The organism is Anabaena sp. PCC 7938, from assembly GCF_049315035.1.
Taxonomy (GTDB): domain Bacteria; phylum Cyanobacteriota; class Cyanobacteriia; order Cyanobacteriales; family Nostocaceae; genus Anabaena; species Anabaena cylindrica.
On sequence record NZ_CP186034.1, the window covers coordinates 493,594 to 505,734 of the forward strand.

The following is a 12,141-nucleotide window of genomic DNA, read 5'->3' on the forward strand; positions in this document are numbered from 1 at the left end:
TCCTGAAAATTTAGTTAAGTTTTTGTTTGTACATTAAAACAAAAATCTTTAAATTTGAAAACTGTATTTATCGAACAGAATTCAGGAGTGAGAATTCTTGTTTAATCACATTTACAAAATATTCAATCATTGATAAATAAATTAGCACAATGAAATATAACATGGGAAAAATTAACACGTTTCCAACACTTTTCTCTTCTGTCTCCAGCATAGTTATCTCCTAACCTGATCCTGACAATAAATATTCACACACACCTACTTTTCATTGAGAATTGCAGTAGCATCACAAGAATAGGATGACAACAACATCCAAAAAGTTCCGGCATTTCTTGCAATTTGCATCATAAAAATGCACAATTAGTATATATCAAGTTACTTGCTATTGATGAGAAAAACTTATGCTTTTAAGTACTACCGATGTAATTCAAGGCGCTGTAATTGATTCCTATTTGGGTATTGTGACAGCAGAAATCGTCTATGGCAGCAATTTCCTACGAGATTTTTTAGCTGGTATTCGTGATATCGTCGGTGGACGCACTGGTAGCTACGAACGTTTATTTGAACAAGGACAGCGCAAAGCACTAGAAGAACTAGAACAAAGAGCGCAACGTTTAGGAGCAGATGCTGTCATCGGCATTGAAATTGATACAGGCACAATTAATGTAGATCAATCTGGAGTTTTACTACTAATTACTGCCACAGGGACTGCTGTAAAAATTCGTTAGTATGTTTGTGAATTTTTCATAGTTAGACAGTCTTTAAGCCTTAGAAAAACTCATAATATTTGATAATTAGGGATAATCAAAAATTCAATAACTCCGTATACTCAGGAATTTTATTCTAACTTAAGACATAGTAATTAACTCCTTCTGATGATAGAGATTAAAAACCACAAATAAGTATTTAATTTTAAATATAAGCATAAATATACCTGAGCATCTTTGCTGAAATAGCAAAGGAGAAAATAAACTATGTCATACGTAAATCGTGTAGGTGATGAAATTATTCCTCCTGAATCTGGGGTAGCAGCCAGAGTAACCGAATACCGCGATCGCGTCCGTTGGGGTCCCATTATTTCCGGTGTTTTAGTTGCTTTAGCCACCCAATTAATTTTGAGTTCCCTTTTTGGCGCTCTTGGTGCAGGCAGAATAGCTGACTCTTTAGCACCAAGAACAATCGCTTCAGGTATTATTAGTAATGTTGGTATTTGGTCAACAGTTGGTTTGTTACTTTCCTTATTTTCGGGTGGTTGGGTAACAACCCGTGCTTGTGGCCCAATGCATCGAGATACAGCCCTACTCAACGGCGCAATTCTCTGGGCTACAACCTTAGCAGTTAGCTCTTTTCTATTAGCAAGTGGGGTCTGGGGTGCTTTTGGAGTTGCTGCTTACAACGCAGCAGAAGTGATAACTCAACTACAACAACAAGGTACTAACATACCGTCAAATATACCTCAGTTAACCGCCGAACAAACCCGTGAAGCCGCAGCTGCAACCTCAAGAAGCTTGTGGTGGTTTGTTTTGGGTTCTTTGTTAGGTTTAGCTGCTGCACTAATGGGAGCAATTGCCGGCTCTCGCACTCCTCGGAATAATAATTACAATCATTGACAATCTAATTTGCATACTTGATTGAAGAAGGCAGTCTTGCTGGAGGCAGAGGGCAGAAGTTTCAATTTAGAAGGGGTTTGAATCCCCTCCTAAATTGGGTCTGCCAAATTTCTAATTTGGTGTGCGTCTTAAACCCGTTTATTTATGGATATAAAGTTTTTAATACATCAGCAACCACTTTTCAAACATCCTCTTAGATAAAATTAGATTAAGTTTGAATTGTATTGGTTCTTACGAAATTAGGAATTATTTACTACCACTTCAAAAACGCCTCTTCAATGCCTTCTTCTCTCCTAATTTTGGCATCTTTTTCAAACCAAGCAATTACTTGTGGCGTGGTTAAATCTTCAATTGCAACTTCATAATCTTTAGCAATATACTGTAAAATTCTCAAAGAAGAGATCGTCAGTCTGGTTAAAAACTTTTCTGGAGAAGATAACAAAGCAGCATCTACCTTTGCTGACTCTTCCAGAGTTAAAAATTGTGTTGATGATTGGTTTGGGGATATATCCATAAAATGATATTTTCAGATTTACAAAAATAAACTTATTCTTTAATCAGGCGCTTTTGGGCTTGTATTAAATAACCACAGCGATGTTCACCGTTATTTAGCCAGTGAGTACGCTCTACATTACAATCTGGTAATATTGCTGCAAACATTTCTAATTCATGACCACAGACACTGGGGAAAGACTCCGCAACGTTGGAAATAGCGCAGGTGTGTTCTATAAAAATAAAACTATCCTTGGCTGAGGAACATGAATCAACAGGGTGATACTCAGCCATAAAGCCTTCCGTCTTTCGCAATTGTACCAAATTTGCCACCCGTTCCTGCAAAGACCCATTCCCCACCCGTTCGCGGTATTCCTGGGCTTTGCGTTCCCATTGTTTTTGCAAAATGGTCTTTACCTGTTCATATCCAACAGTTGCGGCCAAGGTGTCCAGAAGGGAAACTGCAAATTCACCATAACCATCACCAAAGCCTTCTCCTCTAGTCCGTCTGAGGCGTTCTTTTCCTCTTTTACTTAATTGATAAACGTGCTGTGGCCTGCCCATTCCCGGTTGTTCTGATACTGAGTACAAAACTAATTCTTCAGTATCTAAATCCTTTAAATGACGGCGAATCGCTTGCGGGCTAAGATCGAAGCAATTTGCTAACTCAACAGCAGTTGCCTGTGAGTGTTGCAAAAGGTACTCTAAAATATCCTGCTTTGTGGAGGACTGGTGGGTAGTCGTCATCTTCTCTACGAGACGCTATTCGCGTTCGTCCCAAAAATTTTTCTGAAAAATTTGACTTTAACAACATTGTTGTTGTTAATCTATCGTAAGATAAAAATAGATTAAACAACACCCCTGTTGTTTTATCCTCTCAATTTATCTTAACAGCCGTGTGAACGCTTGGTAACACGAAACGGGAATTGGCTCAAATAGCCCGTCTCCCATCCTTTTTTTTAGAGAACCACTTCCGAACGCGAGAGACTAATAACGATGAGTGCCACTGTCAAAACCTTAGTCAACCAACCCTACAAGTACGGCTTCGTCACTGATATTGAAGCTGATACTATTCCGCGTGGACTAAACGAAGACGTTATCCGCCTGATTTCCGCTAAAAAGAACGAACCGGAATTTATGCTGGAGTTTCGCCTCCGGGCTTATCACCAGTGGCTAAAAATGACGGAACCAACTTGGCCAAGTGTCAACTATCCGCCTATTAATTATCAGGATATTATTTATTATTCCGCGCCGAAACAAAAGAAAGCAAAGCTCAACAGTTTGGATGAAGTTGATCCTACTCTCTTGGAAACATTTGAGAAGTTAGGTATTTCTCTTTCTGAACAAAAGCGACTAAGCAATGTAGCTGTTGATGCAATTTTTGATAGTGTTTCTGTCGCCACTACATTTAAAGAAAAACTCGCCGAAGATGGTGTGATATTCTGCTCATTCTCGGAAGCATTACAAGAACACCCAGAATTGATTAAAAAATATTTGGGTAGTGTTGTTCCTATTGCTGATAACTATTTTGCAGCTTTAAATGCGGCTGTGTTCAGTGACGGTTCCTTTGTGTACATTCCTAAAGGTGTAAAATGTCCAATGGAATTGTCTACATATTTCCGCATTAATTCCGGTGATACAGGACAATTTGAAAGAACATTAATTGTCGCCGAAGAAGGTAGCTATGTTTCCTATTTAGAAGGTTGTACAGCCCCAATGTACGACAGTAATCAATTACACGCTGCGGTAGTGGAATTGGTAGCTTTAGATAATGCGGAAATTAAATATTCTACTGTGCAGAACTGGTACGCTGGGGATGAAAATGGTAAAGGTGGAATTTACAATTTTGTTACCAAGCGCGGTTTGTGTCAGGGTGTAAATTCTAAGATTTCTTGGACTCAGGTTGAAACTGGTTCGGCTATTACTTGGAAGTATCCTAGCTGTGTGTTGGTTGGTGATAACTCGGTGGGTGAATTTTATTCGGTGGCGCTGACAAATCATATGCAGCAAGCTGATACGGGAACAAAGATGATTCATGTGGGGAAAAATACCCGCAGTACTATTATTTCTAAAGGAATTTCTGCTGGTAAATCTAGTAATAGTTACCGGGGTTTGGTGAAGATTAATCCGACTGCGAAAGGCGCAAGAAATTATTCTCAATGTGACTCGATGTTAATTGGAGATAATGCTCACGCTAATACTTTTCCTTATATTCAAGTTCAGAATAATACTGGGAAGGTTGAGCATGAGGCTTCTACTTCTAAGATTGGTGAAGATCAATTGTTCTTTTTTGCTCAACGCGGTATTTCTTCGGAAGATGCTATTTCGATGATGATTAGCGGTTTCTGTAAGGATGTTTTTAATCAGCTTCCTATGGAGTTTGCTGTTGAGGCTGATAAGTTGTTGAGTCTGAAGTTGGAAGGTAGTGTGGGTTAAGAGTAAGCTCACGCAGAGGCGCAGAGGCGCGAAGAAAGAAAGAAAAGAGAAGAGAGAGAGAAGATGATTATTGAGAATAGTGATTTGATTTTGTCAGTTAAGGATTTGACGGCTGATGTTGATGGTACGTCAATTTTGAAGGGTGTGAATTTGGAAGTTCGCGCTGGTGAAGTTCATGCAATTATGGGGCCGAATGGTTCTGGTAAGAGTACTTTTTCTAAGGCTTTGGCAGGACATCCAGCTTATACTGTTACTGGTGGTGAGGTGATTTTTCAAGGACAAAATCTTTTGGAAATGGAAGCTGAGGAAAGAGCTAGAAGTGGTGTGTTTTTGGCTTTTCAATATCCTTTGGAAATTCCCGGTGTGAGTAATTTGGATTTTTTACGGGTGGCTTATAATTCCCGTCGAAAAGCTCAGGGATTAGAAGAGGTTGATGCTTTTGATTTCGATGATTTGATTGAGGAAAGGTTGGATGTGGTGAAGATGAATTCCTCTTTTCTTAATCGCAGTGTGAATGAAGGTTTTTCTGGTGGTGAAAAGAAGCGGAATGAAATTCTGCAAATGGCTTTGCTAGAACCCAAGTTGGCGATTTTAGATGAGACTGATTCGGGTTTGGATATTGATGCTCTAAAAATTGTGGCAAATGGGGTAAATCAATTAGCAAGTCCTGAAAATGCCACAATTATGATTACTCACTATCAGCGTCTTCTGGATTATATTATCCCTGATTTTGTTCATGTTATGGCACAAGGACGCATTATTAGAAGTGGTGGTAAGGAGTTGGCGTTAGAGTTGGAATCTCGTGGTTACGATTGGGTTCTAGAAGAAGCTTTGGGAGTGGGTGTATAATGAATGTTCCAATTAATGTAGAGACGTTTCATGAAACATCTCTACAAAAAAATCTATTAGATAGAGATGCTTTTTTGACTGATTTGTTAAGTGGTGTAACTACCAAAAAAGAAGATGGTTGGTTACAAGGTTTACGCGATGTTGCTGCTAATTGGGTGCGTCATTCTGTGATTCCTAATACCCGTGAGGAAGAATGGCGTTTTACTGATTTATCACCTCTGAAGCAGGTTAAATTTAATTTAGGGATGTTTGAGGAAATATCTTTAGAAGATTATATTTTACCTGAAGTTTCTCAGCGGTTGGTATTTGTAAATGGTGTTTATTCACCGAATTTATCAAATACTGAAAATTTGCCTTCTGGGTTAATGGTTGGTAATTTAGATGTGTTATCTGGTGAGGTTTTACGGAAATATTTAGCCCAAGCTGAGGGCGCAAATGAGGTTTTTACTGCTCTAAATACTGCTGGTTTGTGTGATGCTGCGGTGGTATGGGTTGGTAAAAATGTGGTGGTTGAGTCTCCTATTCATCTGCTATTTGTTTCTGTGTCGGGTGAGTCTGCTACTATTTCTCAACCGCGTGTTTTAGTGGTTGCGGAATGTGGTTCTCAGGTGGGTTTAATTGAAGAATATACGAACCGCCCAGACGCAGAGAACGCAGAGGAGGAGGTTTATTTTACTAATGGTGTGACGGAAATCTGGGTACATGAAAATGCTCAGGTAAGTCATTCTAGGGTTGTGTGGGAAGGTGACGCGGCTTTTCATGTGGGGAAAACTGCGGTGACTCAGGCTCGATCTAGTCGTTATACTTGTAATGCTGTGACTGTTGGTGGAAAAATATCCCGTCACAATTTGGAGATTTTGCAGACTGGTGAGCAAACGGAAACGACTCTGAATGGTTTAACAGTTGTTGCTGATAATCAATTGGGTGATACTCACAGTGCGATCGCTCTCAATCATCCTCATGGTATAAGTAAGCAGCTACATAAGTGCATTATAGGCGATCGCGCTCATGGTGTATTTAATGGTAAGGTTTTTGTCCCCAAACCCGCGCAGTTAACTGACGCAGCACAGCTAAACCGGAATTTGCTGTTGTCACCTAAAGCTAGAGTTGATACCAAACCCCAATTAGAAATCACTGCTGATAATGTCAAATGCGCTCACGGTGCGACTGTCAGCCAATTGGAAGATGATCAAATATTCTACCTGCAAAGTCGCGGTATTGATGAAGTTAATGCACGCAAGTTGTTAGTTAATGCTTTCGCTGCGGAAATTATTAATTTCATACCTGTTCCTTCGTTGCGAGACAAGCTGTTGAAAACCGTCACCAGTCTCACAAATAAATAACGAAAAATACAGAATTTAGAAGTGAAAGAAGTCTATTTTCCTGAATTTCTCAAACTACTAAATTCTCAAAATTATTCTGTTGGCGTGACGTTAGCCATACTCCTTATTAAAAATGATCATCACTTCTACCAAAACTCTAGGCGATCAAGTTCGTGAAGATTTCCCGATTTTACATCAAGAAATTCACGGTAAACCATTAGTCTATCTTGATAATGCAGCTACTTCTCAAAAGCCTTTAGCTGTATTAAATGCTTGGCGTGATTATTACGAACAATATAACTCCAATGTCCATCGTGGCGCTCATTCTCTCAGTGCAAAAGCCACAGATGCTTATGAAGCCACAAGAGACAAAATTGCTAAATTTATTAATGCAAAATCACGTCAAGAAATTGTCTACACTCGCAACGCCAGCGAAGCCATTAACCTGGTGGCTTACAGTTGGGGAATGAACAATTTACAGCCAGGAGATGAAATTATTCTCTCGGTAATGGAACATCATAGTAATATAGTTCCTTGGCAATTTGTTGCTCAAAAAACTGGTGCAGTATTGAAGTTTGTTGAATTAACGCCAGAAGAAACTTTTGATTTAGCACAGTTTAAACAACTGATTTCTCAAAAAACAAAACTGGTGTCATTAGTTCATGTTTCCAATACTTTGGGCTGTATCAACCCAGTCAAGGAAATCGCCGCAATTGCTCATAGCTACGGGGCAAAATTTTTAATGGATGCTTGCCAAAGTGTCCCCCATATGCATATTGATGTCCAAGAAATTGACTGTGATTGGTTGGTAGCTTCTGGACATAAAATGTGCGCTCCTACTGGTATTGGTTTTTTGTATGGTAAGTTAGATTTACTAGAAGCAATGCCGCCATTTTTTGGTGGTGGTGAGATGATCGCCGAGGTATATTTAGACCATTCTACCTATGCAGAATTACCCCATAAATTTGAAGCGGGTACACCTGCAATTGGAGAAGCAATTGCTCTCGGTGCAGCGATAGATTATCTGACTAATATTGGTATGGATAAAATCCATGCTTATGAAGCAGAACTAACCGCTTATTTATTTGAGCAATTAGCACAAATACCCCAAATCAGAATCTACGGGCCAAAACCTAATGCTCAAGGAGAAGGTAGAGCCTCATTAGCAGCTTTTACAGCAGACGGTGTTCACCCAAATGACTTATCTACATTATTAGATCAAGAAGGGGTCGCCATTCGTTCTGGACACCATTGTACTCAACCATTACACCGTTATTTAGATTTACCGGGAACTGCACGGGCAAGTTTATATTTTTACAACACCCATGAAGAAATTGATATTTTTATCAAGGCTTTGAAGGAAACACTGGACTTTTTTGCAAGTGTGTTCGGTGATGAATAAATATGAGGTGGGTGATTCCCACCTTCCATACTTATTATTAAATCTCGGCTTTGATAGTAATTCCCAAGCTCATGAAATACACCCCACCCGCGCTGTCGCGCACCCTCCCCTTGGTAAGGGGAGGGTTAATTTTGTATCTAACTAAAGTGGGAAAGGCTATATTAGTTTCATGCAATACTTTTCAAACAACCTCTAAAATATTCGGTTCTTCGGTAGTTGTTATGCCAAACTATTAGCTACACTCACTAAATAATATTAAAAAATGTATCAATAAATGACTAAAGGTATTGTAGGGGTTGACATACAAAGAGCATTTATTATTAACTATAAATGCAATCCAAATTATTTTTAGATAAACTTAAAGTTATGACTGGCAAAAAAGGTATTAAAATTCTAACAGAAATTCTGGATTTAAGCGGTGTAAAAGTTGTATCACATCGCCTTCATACCGGAATTGGAATGATTTTACAAATTGAACAAGAAAATTCATTTGCTACCTGCCCATATTGTGGCACAACCAGCCATAAATTACATCAAAATCATAGACATATTATTAAAGACCTCCCTTTTGGAGAAAAAGAAATATTTTAGAAATTAATCGCCGACAGTTTAAATGTGAACAATGTAAAAAACCATTTAGTGAAGATTTAGATTTTGTTAAAAAGAAAAGAACTTTTACAAATCGCCTTGCAAATAAGACAATACAAGAAGTTTTAGAAAACGACATTCATAGTGTAGCAGCAAAAGGTATAGTAACAAAAGACGAAATAGAAAGAATGTTAAAAGACGCATCATCAGAATTACCAGATTTAAAACCTATAAATCTAAAAAGACTGGGAATTGATGAAATAGCTTTGAAGAAAGGACATGGGAATTACTGTGCAGTATTAGTAGATTTAGATCAGAGCAAACTAATTGCGATTTTAAGCGGACGAACACAAGAAATAATCAGGAAAACCCTTATGGGATGGGGGACAGAGATTCTAGAAAATATAGAAGAAGTCAGTATAGATTTGTGGAGTGGCTATAAAACTTTAGTAACAGAATTAATGCCAAATGCTCAAGTAGTAGCTGATAGATTTCATGTAATGACACAGATTAACAAAGAATTAGATACACAAAGAAAAAGGGAAAAACGGAAAGTTGAAGATTTAATCAAGAAAGCAAATACAACAGAAAAATCTAAATATGAAGAAATATTAGCTGGATTGAAGAATAGTAAATATCCCTTACTTAAAAATGAAGATAAGTTAACCCAAGAGCAATTAGAGAAACTGATTCAAGTTAAAAATGTCTCGCCTATTTTGAAGGAAATGCACGAATTTAAAGAAAAGATTAGGCAAATTTTTAATACTACACAAGATTGGTATACGGAGTTTTCAAATTAGGTATGTGGTTATCGAGAGCTAAAAATACTTCCCAAATAGCAACAATACTATTATTCGTTGGTATCAGGAAATTATAGCCTACTTTGATAATAGGACAACCAGTGGTACTGTGGAAGGAATTAATAACAAGCTTAAACTAATAAAACGTTCGGGATATGGATTTAAAAACTTTGAAAATTTCCGAATTAGATGCTTATTAAGTTGGCATTATGTTTAATAGTTTAGCATAAAAAGTACCGAAGAGCCAAATATTCTTTGACACAAAACTACCATTTTTAACCAAGGTGTGTTAAATAGAGAATGATTATCAATAAATCATCAAAATTTCTTTGAGAATATGATTGCTTCAGAAACATTGACGACCGTACCTGTAACTGTTTTAACTGGCTACTTGGGTGCAGGTAAAACTACTCTACTTAATCACATTCTTACTTATGAACACGGCAAAAAGGTTGCTGTGATCGTCAATGAATTTGGGGAAGTAGGCATTGATAATCAACTAGTTATTGATGCAGATGAAGAAATCTTTGAAATGAATAACGGCTGTATTTGTTGTACAGTGCGTGGCGATTTAATTCGCATTATCAACAATTTGATGAAGCGGCGTGATAAATTTGACCATTTAGTAATTGAAACTACTGGATTAGCTGACCCTGCACCTGTAATTCAGACATTCTTTGTTGATGAAGATATGCAGAGTCAACTTTCATTAGATGCAGTAGTTACAGTTGTGGATGCTAAACATATTTGGCAACATTGGGAAGCAGACGAAGCCCAAGAACAAATTGCATTTGCTGATGTGATTTTATTGAATAAAACAGATTTAGTCACCCCAGAAAATTTAGAAGAATTAGAAAAGCGGATTCGGTCGATGAATGCGATCGCTAAAATCCACCGCACCCGCAACTCAGAACTAGGAATGGATGCACTTTTGGGAGTACAAGCCTTTAACCTAGACCGCGCTTTAGAAATTGACCCCAATTTCTTAGGTGAAGATGCTCATGTACATGATGAAAGCGTCTATTCTGTAGCTTTAGTCGAAAAAGGTGCAATAGATGGACAAAAATTAAATGATTGGTTGGGTGAATTATTGCGTACCCAAGGAACAGATATTTTCCGCATGAAAGGCATTTTAAACATAGCCGGAGAAGATAATCGTTTCGTCTTCCAGGGAGTACACATGATATTTGATGGTAGACCAGATAGACCTTGGAAAGCCAGCGAAACCCGGAAAAACGAACTTGTATTCATCGGTCGAAATCTAGATGAATCCCAACTAAAACAAGATTTTCTTGCCTGTTTGGCGTAAATCGAGATCCCCCTTAACAAATGGGGAACTAGAGTCAAAGTCCTCCTTTTTAAGGAGGATTTAGGAGAATCTTAAAATTTTTAATACATTCAGATACCATTTTTCAAACATCCTCTGAGGCGTTGGTGCATAAGAATGAGAAATTAATATCCTCAATCAACAACGCCATTTTCTTTTCTCTGTGTTCTCTGCGTCTCTGCGGTTAGTAAAATTATATCTAGACATGAACTTCACAACTAGCAAACCTCAACAATTTGCAGCCCATTATTCAGGGAAACTTGCAGATTATGTCACATCCCTAGCTTGGTCATCTCAAGGAGAGATACTAGCAGCAACTTCGGCTGCTGGAGAAGTTGTTTTGTGGGAAAATGGCGAATTAAAAACCTTACAAACTGCTACAAATAAATCAGTAGATTGTGTTGCATTTTCCACTGATGGTAAATATTTAGCCGTTGGTGGACAAAATGGACAAGTTAAAATTTGGCGAGAAAATAAATTAATTGCTACTTTAGAAAATGCTCCTGCTTGGGTTGATAAATTAGCTTGGAGTCCTACTAATAACCAACTCGCTTTTAGTTTAGGGCGTTATGTTCAAGTATGGGATGCAGATACAGAAGAAATTGTTGTGACGCTGAATTTTGAAAACTCGTCAGTTTTGGCTATTGATTGGCGTAAAGATGGGCAATATTTAGCCATTAGCGGTTATCAGGGAGTGAAGATTTGGAATACTCAAGATTGGGATGAGGAACCTTATTTTCTTTCTATGACAACCGTTAGTGTAGCAATGGCTTGGTCGCCTGACGGTAAATATTTAGGTTCGGGTAATATGGATCGCAGCGTTACCGTATTGGAATGGGGAAATCCTGACCCTTGGGTAATGCGCGGCTTTCCGGGAAAAATTCGCCAATTAGCTTGGTCAGAAGTCACAACAGCCGTAGGTGCGCCGCTTTTGGCTTCTTCCAGTGTTGAGGGTGTGGTAGTTTGGGAAAAATCAGAAGATGAATCTTTGGGTTGGGAAGCACGGATATTAACCAATCATGTGGATATCATTAATGCGATCGCATTTGCACCCCAAAGTTTTCTTCTCGCTTCTGCCGGTGCTGATGGCTGGTTGTGTTTGTGGAACCAAGCCACAGAAGTATCACAGATTCTCACAGGTGTCAGCGCCGGTTTTTCCACCCTAGCGTGGCATCCCAGTAAAAGTGGAGTCTCTCCACCCTTATTAGCCGCAGGTGGGGAACAAGGAGAACTACTAATCTGGTCAACAACTACTGACTAATCAATAATAATTGGCTATGCTGTATCAGCAGCAGCCAGCCTAGCCTCTGAGAGTGAA

The 12,141-nt window shown here is 38.6% G+C and carries 10 protein-coding genes and 1 pseudogene; 9 read left to right on the plus strand and 2 right to left on the minus strand.

The features are described from left to right. The first annotated feature begins 398 nt into the window (after positions 1–398). Positions 399–725, plus strand: coding sequence for a YbjQ family protein (locus ACOWPH_RS02405; RefSeq protein ID WP_015213825.1), 327 nt, complete (start codon positions 399–401; stop codon positions 723–725). Between the two features lie 246 nt (positions 726–971). Continuing rightward, positions 972–1,607: a hypothetical protein gene (locus tag ACOWPH_RS02410; RefSeq protein ID WP_015213826.1), complete on the plus strand. Its 636-nt coding sequence runs from the start codon at positions 972–974 to the stop codon at positions 1,605–1,607. 253 nt (positions 1,608–1,860) lie between these two features. On the opposite strand, the gene ACOWPH_RS02415 is transcribed toward ACOWPH_RS02410, so the two are convergent. Beyond that, the gene (locus ACOWPH_RS02415; protein WP_015213827.1) at positions 1,861–2,121 is read right to left on the minus strand and encodes a hypothetical protein; all 261 of its coding nucleotides are present in this window, start codon (positions 2,119–2,121) and stop codon (positions 1,861–1,863) included. Between the two features lie 32 nt (positions 2,122–2,153). Beyond that, positions 2,154–2,846, minus strand: coding sequence for an iron-sulfur cluster biosynthesis transcriptional regulator SufR (gene sufR, locus ACOWPH_RS02420; RefSeq protein ID WP_015213828.1), 693 nt, complete (start codon positions 2,844–2,846; stop codon positions 2,154–2,156). Between the two features lie 249 nt (positions 2,847–3,095). Here sufR and sufB point away from each other — a divergent pair, with 249 nt between their 5' ends. The 7 genes and pseudogenes from sufB (at position 3,096) to ACOWPH_RS02455 (ending at position 12,084) form a co-directional block, all read left to right on the plus strand. Then, positions 3,096–4,535, plus strand: a complete 1,440-nt coding sequence (gene sufB, locus ACOWPH_RS02425) for a Fe-S cluster assembly protein SufB (protein WP_015213829.1) — start codon at positions 3,096–3,098, stop codon at positions 4,533–4,535. A gap of 63 nt (positions 4,536–4,598) precedes the next feature. Then, on the plus strand, positions 4,599–5,384 hold the full coding sequence (gene sufC / locus ACOWPH_RS02430) for a Fe-S cluster assembly ATPase SufC (RefSeq protein WP_015213830.1): 786 nt from the start codon (positions 4,599–4,601) through the stop codon (positions 5,382–5,384). Then, positions 5,384–6,727, plus strand: coding sequence for a Fe-S cluster assembly protein SufD (sufD, locus tag ACOWPH_RS02435; RefSeq protein ID WP_015213831.1), 1,344 nt, complete (start codon positions 5,384–5,386; stop codon positions 6,725–6,727). Before sufC ends, sufD begins: the two co-directional genes overlap by 1 nt. Before the next feature lie 112 nt (positions 6,728–6,839). Next, positions 6,840–8,108, plus strand: a complete 1,269-nt coding sequence (locus tag ACOWPH_RS02440) for a cysteine desulfurase (RefSeq protein ID WP_015213832.1) — start codon at positions 6,840–6,842, stop codon at positions 8,106–8,108. 366 nt (positions 8,109–8,474) lie between these two features. Beyond that, positions 8,475–9,713 (plus strand): annotated as a pseudogene (locus ACOWPH_RS02445) (ISL3 family transposase). A gap of 120 nt (positions 9,714–9,833) precedes the next feature. After that, entirely contained in the window at positions 9,834–10,805 is a 972-nt protein-coding gene (locus ACOWPH_RS02450; RefSeq protein ID WP_015213833.1) for a CobW family GTP-binding protein, read from the plus strand. Positions 10,806–11,028: 223 nt separating this feature from the next. Then, the gene (locus ACOWPH_RS02455) at positions 11,029–12,084 is read left to right on the plus strand and encodes a WD40 repeat domain-containing protein (protein WP_015213834.1); all 1,056 of its coding nucleotides are present in this window, start codon (positions 11,029–11,031) and stop codon (positions 12,082–12,084) included. Positions 12,085–12,141: the final 57 nt, after the last annotated feature.